Source organism: Actinoplanes sp. OR16 (genome assembly GCF_004001265.1).
Lineage (GTDB): Bacteria > Actinomycetota > Actinomycetes > Mycobacteriales > Micromonosporaceae > Actinoplanes.
On record NZ_AP019371.1, the window covers coordinates 7,330,007 to 7,346,998 of the forward strand.

Here is a 16,992-nt window from a genome sequence, read left to right on the forward strand (position 1 = left end):
GACGCCAATAGACGGCTGTCGGCGTACCGAGGAAGGGTGGCCCTGACGGGCCTGCTGTCGGGAGCGTGGCCCGGAAAAGGGAAAACGGTCTGATCATGGGAAGGTGAAGAGCGGGCGGGTGGAGGTTACGGCTCAGCGCAGCGGGGTGACCGGTGTCGTGGCCGACTTCCGGGTGGGTACGAAGATCTATGCGGCGGTGCTGTGCGCGGCGGTGGTGGCGCTGGCCGTCGGGGTGCTCGGGATCGTGCGGCTGGCCAACCTCAACGACGACATCACGGCGATGAAGGCCAAGCACGTGGACAGCAGCCTGCAGCTGAGCACGCTGCGCGGGGCGCTGGCCGGTGAGTTCCAGGCGCTGTTCGGCTGGTCGGTGGTGCCGGCGGCGCAGAAGCAGGCGTCGCGGGACACCCTCCCGGCACTGGACGAGGAGTTCCTCGCCGCCGTGGAGAACTACCGGACGCTGGCCGCCGGCTCGGCCGCCCGGGAGACGGCGGTCGCCGAGGTCACCGACCGCTTCCAATACTTCCAGCAGCTGCGCGACGTCGCGCTGTTCGGGGAGGCGCCGGACGCGGGCGTGGAGATTCCGGGTGCGAGCGAGATCGGCGCGGTGTGGACGGAGACCCAGGACGCGCTGCGGGCCGCCGTCGTCGAGTTGCAGGACACCGAGAACGCCGAGTCCACCGCGATGGCCGCCGAGGCCGAGGACACCTACCACTCCGCCCGCACCCAGATGATCGTCTGCCTGGTCGTCGGGCTGATCGCGGCGGTCGCCCTCGCCGTCCTCGTCACCCGGCTGATCGGCCGGCAGCTGGCGAGCGTGTCGACGGCGCTGGCCGCGGTCGCCGAAGGGGATCTGACCGTGGGCGCCGAGGTGCACGCCCGCGACGAGCTCGGTGCCATGGCGGTCGCGGTGAACACCGCCCGGGAAGGGCTGCGGTCCATGGTGACCCGGCTGACCACCAGCTCCCGGACGCTCGGGGTCAGCACCGAGCGGCTCGGCCGGGTCGCCGAACGCATCGGCGAGTCGGCGCAGAACGCGGCCACTCAGGCGAACGTGGCGGCCACCGCGGCCGGTGACGTGTCGCTGAACGTGCAGACCGTCGCGGCGGGTAGCGAGGAGATGGGCGCGTCGATCCGGGAGATCGCGTCGAACGCCTCCGAGGCGGCGCGGGTCGCCAGCGAGGCCGTCGGGGTGGCGGACAGCGCGAACGCCACGGTCTCGCAGCTGGGCGCGTCCAGCCAGGAGATCGGCAACGTGATCAAGACGATCACCGCGATCGCCGAGCAGACGAACCTGCTCGCCCTGAACGCCACGATCGAGGCGGCGCGGGCCGGCGAGATGGGCAAGGGGTTCGCGGTCGTCGCCAGCGAGGTGAAGGATCTCGCGCAGGAGACGGCGCGGGCCACCGAGGACATCGCCCAGCGGGTCGAGGCCATCCAGGCGGACAGTTCCCAGGCGGTCGCGGCGATCGGGGAGATCTCGTCGATCATCGCGCGGATCAGCGACTACCAGACCACCATCGCCTCCGCGGTGGAGGAGCAGACCGCCACGACCGGCGAGATGGCCCGCAGCGTCGGCGACGCCGCACACGGCACCACGGCGATCGCCGGCAACATCGACGGCGTGGCGTCGGCGGCCCAGACGACCACGGCGGCGCTCGGCGAGGCCCGGGAGACGGCGGCCGAGCTGGCCGGGATCGCGGGTGAGCTGCAGACGGTGGTGTCCCAGTTCCGGGTGTGACGCGGGACGGCGGCGGGCTGCCCGGCACGGACGGCGACCCGTGCCATCAGGCCAGCTCGCCCCGGCGGCGGGTGAGGTAGGCGGTTTCGGCGCTGTTGCCGGCCAAGGTGATGGCCCGGTCGTACGCGTCCCGGGCGTCGGAGCCCCGGCCTAGGCGGCGGAGCAGGTCGGCGCGGGTGGCGTGGAAGGCGTGATAGCCGTCGAGGGCGGGACCGAGACGGTCGACGGCGGCCAGGGCAACGGCCGGGCCGTCGAGTTCGGCGACGGCGATGGCACGGTTGAGGGCCACCACCGGGGACGCGTCGAGGCGGACCAGCTGGTCGTAGAGGGCGACGATCTGGGACCAGTTGGTGGCGCGGGCGTCGAGGGCCGAGGTGTGCACCGCGTTGACGGCCGCGAGGATCTGGTAGCGGCCGGGCGGCACCCCGGTGGCGATGCGGGCGCGGACCAGCCGCTGGCCTTCGAGGATCAGGGTCCGGTCCCACGCGCTGCGGTCCTGCGAGGCGAGGGTGACCAGCTCCCCGGTGGCGGACACCCGGGCGGTGCGGCGCGCCTCGGTCAGCAGCATCAGCGCGAGCAGCCCGGCGACCTCGCCGTCGTCCGGCATCAGGGCGAGGAGCATCCGGGTCAGTTCGATCGCGGACGCCGTCAGGTCGTGCCGGATCGGATCGGTGCCCGGGCCGGTCGCCAGGTAGCCCTCGTTGAAGACCAGGAACAGCACGGCGAGCACGCCCGAGACGCGCGCCGGGAGATCGTCTTCGGACGGCACCCGGTACGGGATCCGCGCCGCCTTGATCTTGGCCTTGGCTCGGGTGATCCGCTGGCCCATGGCGGTCTCCTGCACCAGGAAGGCGCGGGCGATCTCCGGCACGGTCAGGCCGCCGACCATGCGCAGAGTCAGCGCGACCCTGGCCTCCATGGCGAGCGCCGGATGGCAGCAGGTGAAGATCAGCCGGAGGCGCTCGTCCGGGATGACGTCCGGAGAGGCGGGCGGTTCCGCGTACACGGCATGGGCCTCTCTCTGCTTGTGATCGCGCTTGCTCTCCCGCCGGATCCGGTCGATCGCCTTGCGCTGAGCCGTCGTGGTGAGCCAGGCGCCCGGATTCGGGGGAATGCCGTCGGCGGGCCACTTCTCGACGGCTGCCGCGAACGCCTCGGCGGCCGCCTCCTCGGCGATGTCCAGATCACCGAAACGCCGGGCCAGGAACGCGACCACCCGCGCCCACTCGTGACGGTGGGCGCGGGTGAGCGCGTCGTTCACCGGAATGGCCGGACCTCGACCGTGCGGTTGCAGGCCTTCGACCCCTCGGTGGCGAGCGTGAGCGCCACGTCGAGATCGGCGGAAACCAGATACTGCACGATGTGCTCCTCTCGCGGTCTACACCACTACCACGAAGAGCCGGCCCTGATCGACGTTCCGGGGCGGGGTCAGCAGGAGAGATTTCCGCCCGGCGCGACTCCCAGGATGCCGGTGAACCGGTTGTAGGCGTCGATGCGGCTCTGGACCTGGGCCGGGTTCCCGCCGTTGCACTCCAGGGAACCGTTGATGCTGCGGATCGTCTCCCCGAAACCGCGCCCGTTCACGATGGCCTCGTGCGGGGTCATCGTGCCGGGACCGCGCTGCGTCATCCAGTACCAGACGGCCGTCTGGTAGGCGACCGACGTCTCGTTCTTCACCCGGTCCGGGTTGTTGAGCAGGTCGATGCCGAGCGCGTCACCGGCCGCCTTGTAGTTGAAGTTCCAGCTCAGCTGGATCGGGCCGCGACCGTGGTAGGCACTCTGCCCGGCCGGGCATCCGTACGACTGGTTGCGGTCGCAGTAGAGCGGCCAGTTCGCCTGGTTGATCTCCTCGACGTAGACCAGGCCGCCGGACTCGTGGTTCACGTTCGCCAGGAAGGCAGCCGCCTCCTGCTTCTTCACGGTGTCGCTGCCGGTCGTGGTGAACGCCGGGAACTTCTTGATCGCGTCGATCAGGCCGGCGTACGTGTAGAAGCCGATCCGGTTCGGGAACATCTGGTTGAACTGTGCCTCGCTGACCGGGAACCCACCGGTGTTGCCGGGCGGCGGCGTGGTCGTGCCACCCCCGGTGCAGGTGTACGGCGACCAGTACCAGGTGCTGATGACCGGATCGTAGCCCGGGTTCGCGTTCGTGGCCCGGTAGTAGAGCCCGTTCGTGTACCGCACGATCGACCCGGCGGCGTAGTACTGCCCGGCCACCCAGTTCGGGTGGTTGCAGCCGGTCGCCGGCGGCGGGGTCGTGGTGCCGCCACCGCACGCGCCGTTGTCGGCCCACACACCGGAGCCGCCGGTGCTGGGCGTCTCGCCCTGCGTCCACCACTTGGCGGTCCAGTTGCGGCCGTTGTACGAAGCACGCATGTTCGCGGTGTACACCGCCGAGCCGCTGTAGGCGGAGACGCACGCCTCGGCCGCGCTCGACGAGGTCATGGGCAGAATCGCCGCGGCAGCGCCGGCCACCGCGACGCCGACAGCGGCCAGGATCGACAAAAGCCGTCTTCTGGGCATGGTTCACCTTCCGGGGATCAGGGGGTGAATAGATGAAACCGGATCCCAAAAGGTGAAGTCAATGAATCTGTAAAGAAACCTCAGTAATCATCGTCCGCGGTGCCAGGCCAGGCGCTGCACGAGCAGGGTCAGTACGCCGGCGACGACGATGGCGGCCAGGTTGATGACCAGTTGCAGGGCTGAGCCGAGGGCTTCGGAGCGGACGCCGTACGCCAGGGCCACAGCCGCGTTCGCCGCCGCCGGTACCGTGGTCACCGAGATCAGGACGCCGACGAGCGTGCCGGCCTTCGCCGAGGTCAGCGAGAGGATGCCGGCCACGCCGCCGAGGAATCCGATCACCCAGGAGAGCGCGTCGGGACGCCAGATGAAGTCGGTCAGCGGGCGGTCGGCGAGCAGCATCGACTTGTCGATCAGGCCGGCGGCGGTCAGTCCCCAGACCGCCAGCACGGTGACGACCATGCCGAAGGGGAAGCCGACCACCAGAGCGAGCAGGGAGCGGCGTACCAGGAAGGCTTTGGGAAGGACCAGGCCGACGCAGAGGGCGGCGAGCGGGCCGAACTCCGGGCCGACGACCATCGAGCCGACGATGAGGATGGGCTGGTCGAGCAGGACCCCGAGGGCCGCGATGATCGTGGCGATGGTCATGAACGCCAGGAAGGAGGCGGAGAGCGCGGTCTCCTCGCCGGTCTGCTGCTCCAGCTCGTGCCAGACCACGGCGTCGACGCCCAGGCCGGGGACGCGGCGGGCGGCCCGCTCGGCCGATTTGGACAGGGTGGCGTCGACGCGTTCCACGACGATCGCGCCGTCGTCGTCGAGGCCCTGATCGCGGAGCCGGTCGAGGACCTGGCTGGCGCCTTCGCGGACCACGTCGAACTCGATGACGTCACCGCGGGGCGACCGGGCGGCGTCCGGGAGCAGGACCAGGTGGGTGACCGCGTCGTCGGTCGTCAGCGCGGCCAGCACCTGGTCGGTGACCTCCGGGGGCGCGATCACTCGTACGTGAAGCATGTCCCGGAAGCCTAGAGGCGATCAGTGCGTGGCAGTCCCGGTATAGGTGACCGGGCCGTCCGGAGTCTCGGCGTCCCGCAGCGACGGCGGTTTCGCGCCGGCGACGGGCTCCTCGGACTCCACGATCCCGGCAGCCCGCGGCTTGCGGTCGCCGGTGTCCGGCAGGGCCGGGTGCGCGGCGGGGCCACCGGTCGCCTTGCGGGCGGCGGACGCGATCTGGTCGTATCGTTCCCGGCCGGCGCGGGCGCCCAGCACGTAACCGGTGGCGAGCCCGGCGGCCAAAGTGAGAAGTCGCATCCCCCACGTGTGCCCCGCTCCCCCGGCGGGAAAACGTCTACGATCGCCGCTGTGCTCACCTGTGCCCAACGGGAACTGCTGAACCGCTGGCTGCCCGGCGCGGCGGTGGCGAAGGATCACAGCTGGGGCGTCGTACAGACGATGGTCCTGGAAGTGATCCATGACGGCGGCCGGTTCATCGTCAAGGCGGGCGGGCCGGACGACCACCACATCGAGCGGGAGATCCGCGCCCACCTGAACTGGCTGACCCCGTGGACCAGCCGCGGCCGGGCGCCGGAGCTGGTGCGGCACGACATCGCCGCGAAGCTGCTGGTCACCACGTATCTGCCGGGGAAGCTGCTGCTGGACAGCGAGCACCTCACCGACCCGGACGCGTTCCGGCAGGCCGGTGAGCTGCTCGCGATGCTGCACGGCCAGGCGGCGGGCACCGACGACTACGAGCGCCGCGAGAACGCGAAGTGCCTGAAGCTGCTCGACGGACCGCACCGGATCGACCCGCCCACGGTGGCCCGGCTCCGCGCCCTGATCAGCGGCTGGCCGGCCGAGCAGACGGTCGTCGTGCCGACCCACGGCGACTGGCAGCCCCGTAACTGGCTGATCCACGACGGCGTCGTCAGCATCATCGACTTCGGCCGGGCGGCGCTGCGTCCCGCCTACACGGATCTCACGCGACTGGCCGCCCAGGACTTCCGGTCCGATCACCGCCTCGAGGCCTCTTTCCTGCAGGGGTACGGGTCGGAGCCGCGCGCCACCGGCGCCTGGCACCGCGGCCGGATCCGTGAAGCCATCGGGACGGCATGCTGGGCCTTCGTGCACGGGCAGGAGGAGTTCGAAGCGCAGGGGCACCGCATGATCGCCGAAGGCCTCCTCGCCGTCCCCGACTAGCTTGAGTTTCCACCGGTGCGGCGCGGCCTGGGGCTGCTTGAGATCCGCTTCTTCTTGCCGCTCGGCCTGATGTTTGTGCTGGTGACGATGTGGACGTCGGGCCGGGTGGCTGGTCGGTCATCGCAGTGGCCGGGTGGCGGGTGCGGTCTTTCCCCGGGCCTGCACAGGTGCAGCCGGTCCCGGGCTTGCGTCTGAACCGGGCCGTAGAGCCGGGTGCCGGTGTGGGTGACTGTGTCCTCGACGTTTGCCGTGCCCGGCCGGCCGCTCAGTGGCTGATAGACGCGGGACGGGGTCGCTCGGTGCAGCACCCGGACGGAGCGCATCCGACCGAGGAACTCGCACAAGGCATCGATCGCTTCCCCATGTCCGCCACGACCACCACAACGAGCGTCGATAGCGGCAGATGCGCCCATCGTCACCGGACAACGCTCCGTCACCGGCGGCCAGCCCCAAGGCGGACCCTACGAATGCGCGGATCTGCTGAAATCAGTGCATTTCTTTCGACCTTCATTCGATCTTCGCCGGCATCCATTCTCCCCGTTCATCCGGCGCTCAGAATGTGCGCGCAGAAAATTGCCGTACCCAGACTCGGACAATGCGTTTACGGGCATGCGAACCAGAGCCGCAGTCCGCTGGAATCGACACGCCGTCAATAGCCGCGCCGACACCCCGCAGCCGCTGTGTGGCGGCACGCCGAACGTCCGCACCCACTCGGCACCCCCCGACTCGAATCCGTGATCATCAGATGCGTCGCCCTCAAATGCGCGGTCCTCGGGTGCGCGGTCGTCAGGGTGCGCGGTCGTCAGATGCGCGGTCCTCGGGTGCACCGACACCGGCCGGGCCACCTTCCGTTGAGCGTTCTCGTCCTGCGGGAAAGTCGGGTTGAGGCGTCGCCGTCTGCGTCTCATGCCGGTCCGCCCTCCTTGCCGAGGGCGCCGGGCGCCCGCCCGGCAGGTCCGCGGGCTTCTGCTCAGCCGCAAACATTTGTTCGGGCCCAGGCTTCCGCTCGGCCGCAGGCACTCGCTCGGCCGCAGGCACTTGCTCGGCCGCAGGCACTCGCTCGGCCGCAGGCACTTGCTCGGCCGCAGGCTCCTGCTCGGCCGCGCGCAGCTGACTCAGCCGGCGCGCATGGCGCTGCTGTAAGCCCCACGCGCGGTGCCCCTCATGGACGCGCCGGAACTCCTCAGCCTCCGCCGAATAATTGCGACGCAGCGTCCGATCCCGCAAATGCCTCGTGGAAAACAACGTCAACTGCGCCATACCTCCATTCTCCGCGCGACACCCACCACCGGCGACAACGACCACCAGAATTTCAGATCAGGAAATCATTCGATCGCGACTGGATGATCCGCAAATCCGGCACTCAAGAATCGATATCGCACGCGCTCACCTGCCGCTGTCCGCGCTCGGTCAGCTGCCGCAGTCACGACCGGTGGTTGGCGGCGGACGGCCCGGCGTCGTGTCGTAGCCGAGAAGAGTGCGTCGGTGACGGATCGCTCGGGCCTCCGAATCGCGTGTGGAGTTCGGGTGCGAATCGAACCCGAAGTCGACACGCCTCGCTTCGTGGGCCTACTGTCCTGCCGCAGTCCGCGCGTACCTGAGGCGTCCGAACAGCTGATCCACAGAGCGGGGCATGCGGACTTCGCCAACCCGGCTCACGGTGACGCCGTTACCGCTGCGACGATGCTAGGACCCGTAACCGGGCAACCATGGCAGAGACTCGACCTCGGAAGTTCGACCCTGCATGACCATTCCGAACAAGTCCCTCATCATGGCCCGGGTGTAGCCCGTCATGTGCTGTTCCGGATCGTCGGCATCCAACTCGCCAAGCAACTCCGCCAGCTGGTCGATAGACGAGGCATCTTCTCCGCCACCCCAACGATGCTGAAGCGAGCAGCGGCTTGCGTGCAGTTCGCGATCCACAACAACATCTTGGCCTATGTCGATGCCGTCTGACAGAGCAACGAAGACGCGCACTCCTGCCCGCAGTTCATCCGCGACGGGGTACCGTCGCGGGCGTGTTCATCGAGGTCGCCCTTGATGACGCAGTGACGTCGGGGTGAGGTGGGAGGTTGAACGGCTAGCTAACGCCAGTCCGCGGTCATCGCAGTGATCGTGGCTGCCACCGCGTCCGTGTCTACCAGTTGGTGCAGATGCTCGCCGGGGGTGTGCGCGACGGCCCAGCCCCGGCCGGCCGCGTCCTTCGCCATCGGCTCGTACGGCGGGCCGAACAGCAGATAGCCGCAGGGCCGCGCGTCCCAGCCGGCAGGAACCGGAATCGACTCCTCGTAATAGGCCAGCGGCAGTCGCGGCTGTTCGGCACTGACCTCCGCCCGGGTCCGCGCGTCGGGGAACATCGGGGCCACGTCCGCCTCGTCCCACCAGTCCGTCCACTGCGGGAGACGGCCGCCGGGCTGAACCTTCGGGCGCAGGAAGGCGAGCAGGTCGGGCGGGGACGCCGGGGTCGGGCCGGAGACCGACGGGAGGGCCGCGTCCACGAAGAGGCAACCGGCCACCCGCCGCGGACTGGCGTCGACGATGGCCGGGACGAAGAGGCCGACGTTGCTGTGGGCGACGATCACGACAGGGTGCTCCGGGCGTACCGGAAGAAGGGCATCATGGACCGCCTGGGTGACCGGCCGCCAGAAGGGCGGACCGGCGTCGGCGACACCGAGAAGCGAGGGCACCACGACCGGGGCGTCCAGGCGGCGCGCGATCGGCGCCCAGGTGGACGGGCCCACCGACGGACTGTGGACCAGCACGAATGTCACATCCATCGGCCCACCCTGGCCCGATCCTCGCGCTCCGCGCAAACCTCTTCTGCTGATGGCATGAAGGTGGTGTGAAATGGGCAGACAGGCGGCATGGGTTGGGCGCAGACATTCCGGGATCGTGCCCGGACCACTTTGGCCGCGGCGGAGAGCCGTAACGTGCCGCCGCCGTTCACGGCCGGGCCCGAACTCCAGGACGCCGGGCCGCCGCCCGTCGTCGTGGTGAACCAGCGGTCCAGCAGCGAGGATCTGCTGCCGCGCGGGGTGCGGACGGCCGGGGCGTGGGCGTGGCGGTTCATCCTGTTCGTGGTGGCGGCGTACCTGATGCTGCGCCTCATCGGACTGTTGCGCGTCGTCGTCATCCCGGTGGTGGTGGCACTGCTGCTCGCGGCGCTCTTCCAGCCGGCCAGCGCCGGCCTGGTCCGCCGCGGCATGAACCGCTCGCTCTCCGCGGGGCTGATCCTCGTCGCCGCGCTGCTGCTGGTCTTCGGCGGCCTCGGGCTGATCATTCGTACGTTCATCGGCCAGTTCGACACCCTGTCAGCCCAGGTCAGCGAGGGCATCGGGGAGATACAGAGCTGGCTGTCCCGCAGTCCGCTGCACATCACCGACGCGCAGCTCAACGAGTACGTGGACCGGGCACGGGAAACGGTGACCGGCAACCAGGACGCGCTCACCAGCGGCGCCCTGAGCACCGCGACGACCCTCGGCGAAGTGGTCACCGGGTTCTTCCTGGTGCTGTTCACCCTCTTCTTCTTCCTGCGCGACGGCGGCGGCATCTGGTCGTTCCTCTGCCGGCTGCTGCCCCGGGAAGCGCGGGTGCCGACCGCCCGGTCCGGCCACTACGCCTGGCACACGCTGGTCTCCTATGTGCACGCGACGGTGCTGGTGGCGTTCGTCGACGCCGTCGGCATCGGCATCGGGCTCGCCCTGCTGCGGGTGCCGCTCGCCCTTCCGCTGGCCGCCCTGGTCTTCCTCGGCGCGTTCATCCCGGTCGTCGGCGCCACCGTCACCGGCGCCGTAGCGGTGCTCGTCGCCCTGGTCGCCAACGGCCCGGCCACGGCCATCGCCGTCCTCGCCATCGTGATCGCCGTCCAGCAACTCGAAGGCCACGTCCTCCAGCCGCTGATCATGGGCCGGGCGGTGGCGCTGCACCCGCTCGCCGTCATCCTCGCCATCGCGGCCGGCGTCGTCGCGGCCGGCATCGTCGGCGGTCTGATCGCGGTGCCGCTGCTGGCGGTGCTGAACACGGCCATCCGCTATCTGGTCCGTCACCCGGGCGGCGAACCCACCACGGACAAGGAACCACCGGGAACCGTGGAGTCGTCCGGTGAGCCGATCGCGTCGGCGCCCGCACCGTCCGCGCCCGCGCAGGCCTCCCCGACCGATCCGCCGCCGGCCAGCAGCTCGGTGGCCGCCGACACCCCGCGCCTGACGACCTGACCGGGACCGCTGCTCCGCGTTGACGGCTTCGATTGGCCCTTTCGGGTCACATCGGGGTGGGGTGGGACGTGGCGGCGCGGCGGCGGCCGTAGCGTCGAAGGGTGGATGAGACGACCGGGCGCTATGTTTTCGCCGGGCAGCGGATGGGGTGGCGTGGTGGGGTGGCCTACTGGCCGCTCATCGGGCCCGAGGTGGTTCACGTTCATAAGGTCGGGACGCTGACGGCGCTGACCGTCTTCAACGACGACCGGGACGGCACCGATGTGCTGGCCGACGTGCCGTGGACGGAGACCGACGACGAGATCGAGGTCGCCGGCTACGTGGCGGAGGCGGTGCGGCGGCGGCAGACGGAGGCCGGGGAGATCGTTCACTCCTCGTTGCAGGAGATCCTCGACCAGATCGGGGAGTTCATCGCAGGACGTCCGGGGCCCCGAACGTGACCGGGACGCCCGGGGAGTAGAGGACGCTGTCCGGCGGGCCGTCGAAGGCGGGCAGGCCGGCGGCGGTCAGCAGGGTGTCGTCCAGGGACAGCAGTTCGGCGTGGTGCAGCGGCCAGCGCGGATGCTCGTTCGGCAGGTGCAGGGAGCGTCCCCAGGCGCGCGTGTGCAGGCCCCAGCGGGCGGTGACGAAGTGTTCCAGCGGGGAGGGTTCGGTGATCGGCTGCCGCACGCGTACGGCCATCGCGTTGATCGCGGGAAGCGGGGCGGGCCAGCGGCGGCGGCTGGTGTAGGTGAGGACGTCGCCGTCACGGGTCAGGCGCATGCGGGACCACATGTAGGGCAGGCGCAGCGACGCCCGGGCGGTCAGCACCGGCAGCAGGCGTTCCGCGTCGAGGGACAGGAAGACGACGGCGCGACGGCCGTGGCGGTCGACGCTGTAGAGGCGGACGTTCGTCTCGCAGAACGTGCCGAGGTAGGGGATGCCGGGGCCGCGCAGGAAACCCAGCCCGACCATGCGGAACCCGATCAGCCCGGCGTAGGTGACGCCGCCGAGGGTGTCCGGGACGGTGCCGGCGGGCAGCAGCGGCGCGACGCGGGCCGGGTCGATCGCCCAGTGCAGGAAGGTGAGGTCGACCCATCGCTGGACCAGCAGCGGGCGGCGCACGGGGCGCATCGTCTCCGGGGTCACATCCTCGATCCGCACCCCCTCATCATGGCAGTGTGACTCACACCACACCGACTGGTGCACCCGGTGATCACCGCGTTTCGTCTGGCTGATTGTGAAACGAACAAGCCAGGACGAGGAAGAACTCGTCCGCCGCATCGCCGACGGGGATCGGCGCGCGTTCGACGAGTTGTACCGGCGGACGTCGCCGTGGCTGCTCGCCCGCCTGCGCCGCCGGTGCGCCGACGACGACGTGGTCGCCGACGTCATGCAGGAGACCTATCTGGCGGTGTGGCGCGCGGCCGGCAGTTTCACGGTCAAGGGCAGCGCCTCCGGCTGGCTCTGGACGATCGCCGCGCACCGGCTCGTCGACGCCTTCCGCCGCCGTGCCCGGCACAACCAGGTTCCCGCGGTGCCGCTGGCCGACGAGGTGGCCCCGGCCGCCGAGGACGAGGTCATGGCGGGACGCGTCGGGCAGGAACTGGAGCAGGCACTTCTCGTGCTCCCGCCGGAGGCCCGTGAGGTGCTCCGGGCGATGGTCCTCGACGGGTTGTCGGCGCGGGAGACGTCGGTGCTGCTCGGCGTACCGGAGAGCACTGTGAAATCGAGGGCCCGGCGGGCCCGGCTCGCGCTGCGGGAGGCGCTGTCATGACCCCACATCCGGCACCTGCCGTCATCGCCCGCTACGCCGACCGGGAGGCTCCCCTCGACGAGGTCACCATGTGGTCGGTCGAGGTGCACCTGGAGGACTGCGCGGACTGCCGGGCCGTCCTGGCCGACGGCATGAACCACGATCTGCTCGACCGGCTGAAGCGAAGCCTCGATGAGGACATCGAGGCGGGCCCGGCGCCGGCCCCGCGCCGCCGGCGGCAGCACTGGATGGTCTGGCACCTGGTCCCCTGGGTGATCATGAGTGTCGCGGTGCTGGCCTGCGCCGGCACGCTCCAGGTCCTGCAGCCGAGCCTTCCGTCGCTGGTCGCGCTGGTGGCGCCGATCGCGCCGCTGCCCGCCGTGGCGGTGGCCTGGAGCCGGCGGCACGATCCCGCCTGGGAGTTGATCGCCGGTACGCCGGCCGCCGGGCTGGCGATGCTGCTGCGCCGCACGGCGGGCGTCCTCGCGGTCATCGTGCCCGCTCTCACGGTGGCGGGTTCGCGTACCGGGCTGTCTCTTGCTCTCGCTCTCCTGCCGTGTCTCGCGTTCACCGCCGCGACCATCGCCCTGGGCGCGGTGATCGGTGTCCGCCGCGCCGCCATCGGGCTGGGCGCCGCGTGGACGCTCGCCGCGATCGTGCCGGCCGTGCTGACCGCGCAACTGCCTCCGATGCTCCATCAGGCCAGCTCACCGGCGTGGGCGCTGCTCACCATCCTCCTGGCCGGGTTCGCCGCGACCCGGGCCACCGCCTTCACCCGACTGACCAGCCATGATTGAAAGGACTTTCATGCGTACGGTGACCGCTGCCGAAACAGCACCTCGCACTCATCCTTGGGCGGTCCACGCCGACGGCCTCCGGGTGCGCGCCGGGCGGCACATGGCTGTCGACGGGCTCGACCTCGCCCTGAACAACGGCGTACACGGGCTGCTCGGCCCGAACGGCGCCGGCAAGACCACCCTGATGCGCGCCCTGGCGACCGTCGTGAAACCGGCCGGCGGAACCCTGAGCCTGCTCGGCGAGGTGGTCGGTGACCGCGGCGACCTGCGGCGGGTGCGTCGCGGGCTGGGTTACCTGCCGCAGCAGTTCGGCTTCTATCCGCGGTTCACGGTGCGGGAGTTCGTCGAGTACATGGCCTGGCTCAAGGAGATGCCGAAGGCCGAGGTCGCCGGCGCCACCCAGCGCGCGATCGAGCGGGTGGGCCTGGCCGACAAGGCGGACGCGCGGATGAAGACGCTCTCCGGTGGCATGCTGCGCCGGGCCGGGATCGCGCAGGCGGTGGTGAACGACCCGGAGGTGCTGCTCCTCGACGAGCCGACCGTCGGCCTCGACCCGGAACAGCGGCTCGACTTCCGCGAGCTGCTGCGTGACCTGGGCACCGACAGCTGCGTGCTGGTCTCCACGCACCTGGTCGAGGACGTGGTCGCCGCGTGCAGCGACGTGGTGATGATGAACCTGGGCAGGCTCGTCTACCAGGGCACCCCGGCCGACCTGATCGCGCAGGGCGGCGACGGCGACGCCGGTGACAGCCCCGCGGAACGCGGCTACTCGGCCCTGCTGCGCCGCCACCGGGCGGTGAACCGATGAGCCGCGTCCTCGCCATCGAACTGCGCCGCTCGGCGGCGATCGGCTCCGCTCTGACGCTGGCGGTGGTCGGCGTCCTGGCGCTCTACTTCGCCGAGGGCATCGGCTTCACCGACGGCTGGATGCAGCTGGCCATGAGCCAGCGTCTCTTCCTGGCGCTGCTCTGGCCGCTCGCCCTCGCGGCCGGCGCCTGGCAGGGCCGCCGCGAGCACCGGTGGAAGGTGACCGAGCTGTTCGCCAGCACTCCCCGGCCGGTCGCTCAGCGGAACCTGCCCACGCTGGCCGTGATGGCCGCGGCGGTGACCTGCGCCTACCTGGTGATGGGCGCGGCCGGCGGGGCCTGGATCATCGGTACGGCGGAGTACCTGCCCGCCCAGGTCTTCGTCGTCACCGCGGTCGGTGTCCTGGCCCTGCTCGCCGCGATCGGTGTGGGCCTGGCGATCGGCCGCCTCCTCCCCTGGCTCGTCGTGGCGCCGGCGCTCGCCATCGCCGGTCTCGGCCTGCTGCTGACCATCCCCGGCGCCACCCGGCCGCGCGGCTGGCTCGCCCTGGTGTTCTCGCCGATCTACGAGATGAACATGCCGGACGCCTTCGCGACCGTCCCCGGCCGGGTCAGCGCCTCCCAGGCGATCTGGCTGGCCGCTCTCACCGCCACCGGTGTGCTGGTCTTCCTCGCCTCCACCTGGCGGCTGCGGGTGGCCGCGCTGGTGCCGGTGCTGCTCGGCGCCGCCCTCGCCATCCCGGTGATGCCGCACGAGAAGCGGGTGGTCCTCAGCGCGTCCGACCCGGTCGCCAAAGAACTGGTCTGCGACGGGGCGGTCTGTCTGAGCCGGGTCCATGGAGGTCTGCTCCCGTCGGTGCTGCCGGACGCCCGGAAGGCGCTGACGGTGCTCGCCGAACTGCCGGACGGGCCCACCCGGCTGCACGAGGACACCACGACGTACGTGCCGGACGTCTACCCGCCGTGGGATCCGGGCGTCGTGCTGCTGCGCGTCGACACGGGACAGGACGCTCAGCTCGCCGAGGCGGACACGATCGTGGAGAACGCGGTGGCGGCGGCGTTCGCCGGGCCGCCCGGCTGCGAGAACTCCCCGTCCCCGGAGGACCGGCTCGCGGCCGCCCACTGGCTGATCGGCACCGAGCCGTCGTCCCCGGAGGCCGCCGCGGTCTGGTCGCACCTCGAGGGCATGCCCGAGGCCGAGGCGCAGGGCAAGGTCGTGACGCTGCGGGCGGCCGCGGTGAAGTGCGCTCCCGGCGCGTCACTCTCATGAGATGGCTGACGCTCTACCTGCGGTCCCGCCGCGCCACCCTCGCGGTGCCGGCGGCGGTCGGCGGCACGGTTCTGATGTGGGCGCTGTGGGTGATCAACTCGGACACCCGGGAGGCCGCCCCGCAGACGGTCGTCGCGACGGTGCTGCTGCTGGTCACCGTCCTGACGACGACGCTCGGCAGCCCGGATGACGCCCTCGAAGCCACGGCGGCGATCTCCTGGCCGGTACGCCGGCTCGCCCACCTGCTCGCCGGGTTCCTGCTCGTCGTGCTGTCGCTGCTGGTCACGCTCGCGACGGAGGCCCAGTTCGGACCGGCCGGCCTGGTCGCCCGGGACGCGGCCGGACTCCTCGGGCTGACCGCTCTCGGCGCGGCCGTCACCGGCATCGCCCGGGCCTGGTTCCTGCCGCTCGGCTGGACCCTCGCCGCGATCCTGTTCCCGCAGACCGCGACCCTGGCCGGCCGGGTGCTCACCTGGCAGACGCAGGAGCCGGGCAGCGTCGCGGCGGCCGTCGTGGCGGGACTGCTCGCCACGGCCGGGCTGGTCGCCTATGTCGTCGGTGGCCCGGCGCGCAGCGCTCCCGGGGAGGCCGCTCAGCAGTGATCCGGCGCTGGACCGCCGGCGGACGCACGGGGGCCCGCCGGCGGTCCAGCGGGCGTTTCACGGCCGGCGCGGCGCCACCGGCGGCGGGAAGCCAGGGCGGCCAGTCCTGCTCCTGCCGCGTTCAGCAGCACGTCGTCCACCGACGACACCCGGCCGAGTCCCAGCGCGTACTGCGACGTCTCGACCAGGATCGACCCCGCCGCCCCGGCCGCCAGCATCCGCGGCACCGAGGCCAGCGCCGGGAACCGCAGCGGCCCGAAGAACCCGAGCGCCGCGAAGACCAGCAGGTTGCCGACGATCTGCACGGTGGCGGTGACCGGCCCGCTCGCCAGGACCGTCATCAGGTCCCGCAGCGGCACGAGATTCACCCGTCCCGGGCCGTCACCCGGCAGCAGGATCATCCACACCCACGGCACGGTTCCATAGACGACGCCGACCGTGGCCGGCGCCGCCCCGACCCGGGCCACCAGCACAGCCAGCGGCAAGAGGGCCGCCGTCACGAGGACCACGCCACCGATCGTCCCGGGCATGCCGCGGATGCTAGCGACCTCGCGCGACTCAACTCATTGGCTTCTCGGCGCGGACGCCCCTATGGTTGTCGGATGCCCGAGGTGAGTGCGCACTCGCTCCCCGTCACCACTGTGACGGGGTTCTGTGGTGCACCCATCCCCGCGGGACGCGGCCCGCCGGCGGAAGCACACACCTCAGCCACCGCCAGGGCGAAGCTCATCAGCTTCGGCCCTTTTTGTTTATCCGGAGCCGCATCGACGTCCGTCCGGACCTCGATAGACAGAAGAGAGATCAGCAATGACCGTCGAGATCGACATTCGCGCTTCACTGAGTGAGCAGTTCGCCGTCCAGAGCGCCCGGCTCAAGGAACTGACCGAGATCAACGCCGACACGGGCGACCCGGCGCAGGCACACGACCGGGACGCGATGCTGGCGGCGACCCGGCAGAGCCTCGAGCAGATCACCGGGGCGCTGGGCCGGATCGCCGACGGCACGTACGGCCGGTGCGAACGCTGCGAGAAGCCGATCCCGCCCGAGCGGCTGGAGATCCTCCCGCACGCCAAGCTCTGCGTGCCCTGCCAGCGATAAGTCCGCATTGACCCGG

At 71.0% G+C, this 16,992-nt stretch carries 18 protein-coding genes; 11 read left to right on the forward strand and 7 right to left on the reverse strand.

What is annotated here, in order from left to right:
• The first annotated feature begins 118 nt into the window (after nt 1-118).
• Nucleotides 119-1,741 carry a methyl-accepting chemotaxis protein gene (locus EP757_RS33720; protein WP_232050136.1) on the forward strand — a complete coding sequence of 541 codons (1,623 nt, stop codon included), beginning with the start codon at nt 119-121 and terminating at the stop codon, nt 1,739-1,741.
• A 46-nt stretch (nt 1,742-1,787) separates the two neighbouring features.
• Here the strand turns inward: EP757_RS33720 and EP757_RS33725 are convergent, their stop codons facing one another.
• The 4 genes from EP757_RS33725 to EP757_RS33740 all read right to left on the reverse strand — a co-directional run bounded on the left by EP757_RS33725 (nt 1,788) and on the right by EP757_RS33740 (nt 5,569).
• A complete protein-coding gene (locus tag EP757_RS33725; RefSeq protein WP_232050137.1) occupies nt 1,788-3,002 on the reverse strand; it encodes an RNA polymerase sigma factor in 1,215 nt (404 codons plus the stop codon).
• A gap of 167 nt (nt 3,003-3,169) precedes the next feature.
• Nucleotides 3,170-4,264 carry a glycoside hydrolase family 19 protein gene (locus tag EP757_RS33730; RefSeq protein WP_127552439.1) on the reverse strand — a complete coding sequence of 365 codons (1,095 nt, stop codon included), beginning with the start codon at nt 4,262-4,264 and terminating at the stop codon, nt 3,170-3,172.
• An 87-nt stretch (nt 4,265-4,351) separates the two neighbouring features.
• Nucleotides 4,352-5,272: a DUF389 domain-containing protein gene (locus EP757_RS33735; protein WP_127552440.1), complete on the reverse strand. Its 921-nt coding sequence runs from the start codon at nt 5,270-5,272 to the stop codon at nt 4,352-4,354.
• Between the two features lie 21 nt (nt 5,273-5,293).
• Nucleotides 5,294-5,569 (reverse strand): hypothetical protein, encoded by a 276-nt coding sequence (locus EP757_RS33740; protein ID WP_127552441.1) that lies wholly within the window; start codon nt 5,567-5,569, stop codon nt 5,294-5,296.
• A 51-nt stretch (nt 5,570-5,620) separates the two neighbouring features.
• Here EP757_RS33740 and EP757_RS33745 point away from each other — a divergent pair, with 51 nt between their 5' ends.
• Nucleotides 5,621-6,454 carry an aminoglycoside phosphotransferase family protein gene (locus EP757_RS33745; RefSeq protein WP_197725440.1) on the forward strand — a complete coding sequence of 278 codons (834 nt, stop codon included), beginning with the start codon at nt 5,621-5,623 and terminating at the stop codon, nt 6,452-6,454.
• 1,527 nt (nt 6,455-7,981) lie between these two features.
• Nucleotides 7,982-8,410: a hypothetical protein gene (locus tag EP757_RS33755; RefSeq protein ID WP_127552442.1), complete on the forward strand. Its 429-nt coding sequence runs from the start codon at nt 7,982-7,984 to the stop codon at nt 8,408-8,410.
• A gap of 128 nt (nt 8,411-8,538) precedes the next feature.
• Here EP757_RS33755 and EP757_RS33760 read toward each other — a convergent pair whose 3' ends face one another.
• Entirely contained in the window at nt 8,539-9,231 is a 693-nt protein-coding gene (locus EP757_RS33760; protein ID WP_127552443.1) for an alpha/beta hydrolase, read from the reverse strand.
• 87 nt (nt 9,232-9,318) lie between these two features.
• On the opposite strand from EP757_RS33760, the gene EP757_RS33765 reads away from it, so the two are divergent.
• Entirely contained in the window at nt 9,319-10,668 is a 1,350-nt protein-coding gene (locus tag EP757_RS33765; protein WP_127552444.1) for an AI-2E family transporter, read from the forward strand.
• 101 nt (nt 10,669-10,769) lie between these two features.
• The gene (locus tag EP757_RS33770) at nt 10,770-11,108 is read left to right on the forward strand and encodes a hypothetical protein (RefSeq protein WP_127552445.1); all 339 of its coding nucleotides are present in this window, start codon (nt 10,770-10,772) and stop codon (nt 11,106-11,108) included.
• Here EP757_RS33770 and EP757_RS33775 read toward each other — a convergent pair.
• The gene (locus EP757_RS33775) at nt 11,077-11,811 is read right to left on the reverse strand and encodes a YqjF family protein (protein ID WP_232050138.1); all 735 of its coding nucleotides are present in this window, start codon (nt 11,809-11,811) and stop codon (nt 11,077-11,079) included. The two genes, EP757_RS33770 and EP757_RS33775, sit on opposite strands and share 32 nt — an antisense overlap.
• A gap of 76 nt (nt 11,812-11,887) precedes the next feature.
• Between EP757_RS33775 and EP757_RS33780 the strand changes: the two genes are divergently transcribed.
• From EP757_RS33780 to EP757_RS33800, 5 genes are read left to right on the forward strand one after another with little or no spacing between them, the layout of a single operon-like run.
• Nucleotides 11,888-12,424, forward strand: a complete 537-nt coding sequence (locus EP757_RS33780; protein WP_127552446.1) for an RNA polymerase sigma factor — start codon at nt 11,888-11,890, stop codon at nt 12,422-12,424.
• Nucleotides 12,421-13,200 carry a zf-HC2 domain-containing protein gene (locus tag EP757_RS33785; RefSeq protein ID WP_127552447.1) on the forward strand — a complete coding sequence of 260 codons (780 nt, stop codon included), beginning with the start codon at nt 12,421-12,423 and terminating at the stop codon, nt 13,198-13,200. Before EP757_RS33780 ends, EP757_RS33785 begins: the two co-directional genes overlap by 4 nt.
• Before the next feature lie 10 nt (nt 13,201-13,210).
• The gene (locus EP757_RS33790) at nt 13,211-14,008 is read left to right on the forward strand and encodes an ABC transporter ATP-binding protein (protein ID WP_127552448.1); all 798 of its coding nucleotides are present in this window, start codon (nt 13,211-13,213) and stop codon (nt 14,006-14,008) included.
• On the forward strand, nt 14,005-15,276 hold the full coding sequence (locus tag EP757_RS33795; protein ID WP_127552449.1) for a hypothetical protein: 1,272 nt from the start codon (nt 14,005-14,007) through the stop codon (nt 15,274-15,276). Before EP757_RS33790 ends, EP757_RS33795 begins: the two co-directional genes overlap by 4 nt.
• Nucleotides 15,273-15,878, forward strand: a complete 606-nt coding sequence (locus tag EP757_RS33800; protein WP_127552450.1) for a hypothetical protein — start codon at nt 15,273-15,275, stop codon at nt 15,876-15,878. The genes EP757_RS33795 and EP757_RS33800 overlap by 4 nt, the downstream gene beginning before the upstream one ends.
• Here the strand turns inward: EP757_RS33800 and EP757_RS33805 are convergent.
• The gene (locus tag EP757_RS33805; protein WP_127552451.1) at nt 15,869-16,408 is read right to left on the reverse strand and encodes a VanZ family protein; all 540 of its coding nucleotides are present in this window, start codon (nt 16,406-16,408) and stop codon (nt 15,869-15,871) included. The genes EP757_RS33800 and EP757_RS33805 overlap by 10 nt on opposite strands.
• Nucleotides 16,409-16,685: 277 nt before the next feature.
• Between EP757_RS33805 and EP757_RS33810 the strand changes: the two genes are divergently transcribed.
• Nucleotides 16,686-16,976, forward strand: a complete 291-nt coding sequence (locus EP757_RS33810) for a TraR/DksA C4-type zinc finger protein (protein ID WP_127552452.1) — start codon at nt 16,686-16,688, stop codon at nt 16,974-16,976.
• The last annotated feature ends 16 nt before the right edge of the window (nt 16,977-16,992 follow it).

What these genes read in the sequence shown, in the direction of transcription:
- EP757_RS33730 (WP_127552439.1), bottom strand. Translation starts at nt 4,264, where the DNA reads ATGCCCAGAAGACGGCTTTTGTCGATCCTGGCCGCTGTCGGCGTCGCG.
- EP757_RS33735 (WP_127552440.1), bottom strand. Translation starts at nt 5,272, where the DNA reads ATGCTTCACGTACGAGTGATCGCGCCCCCGGAGGTCACCGACCAGGTG.
- EP757_RS33740 (WP_127552441.1), bottom strand. Translation starts at nt 5,569, where the DNA reads ATGCGACTTCTCACTTTGGCCGCCGGGCTCGCCACCGGTTACGTGCTG.
- EP757_RS33760 (WP_127552443.1), bottom strand. Translation starts at nt 9,231, where the DNA reads ATGGATGTGACATTCGTGCTGGTCCACAGTCCGTCGGTGGGCCCGTCC.
- EP757_RS33765 (WP_127552444.1), top strand. Translation starts at nt 9,319, where the DNA reads ATGGGTTGGGCGCAGACATTCCGGGATCGTGCCCGGACCACTTTGGCC.
- EP757_RS33785 (WP_127552447.1), top strand. Translation starts at nt 12,421, where the DNA reads ATGACCCCACATCCGGCACCTGCCGTCATCGCCCGCTACGCCGACCGG.
- EP757_RS33790 (WP_127552448.1), top strand. Translation starts at nt 13,211, where the DNA reads ATGCGTACGGTGACCGCTGCCGAAACAGCACCTCGCACTCATCCTTGG.
- EP757_RS33795 (WP_127552449.1), top strand. Translation starts at nt 14,005, where the DNA reads ATGAGCCGCGTCCTCGCCATCGAACTGCGCCGCTCGGCGGCGATCGGC.
- EP757_RS33800 (WP_127552450.1), top strand. Translation starts at nt 15,273, where the DNA reads ATGAGATGGCTGACGCTCTACCTGCGGTCCCGCCGCGCCACCCTCGCG.
- EP757_RS33805 (WP_127552451.1), bottom strand. Translation starts at nt 16,408, where the DNA reads ATGCCCGGGACGATCGGTGGCGTGGTCCTCGTGACGGCGGCCCTCTTG.
- EP757_RS33810 (WP_127552452.1), top strand. Translation starts at nt 16,686, where the DNA reads ATGACCGTCGAGATCGACATTCGCGCTTCACTGAGTGAGCAGTTCGCC.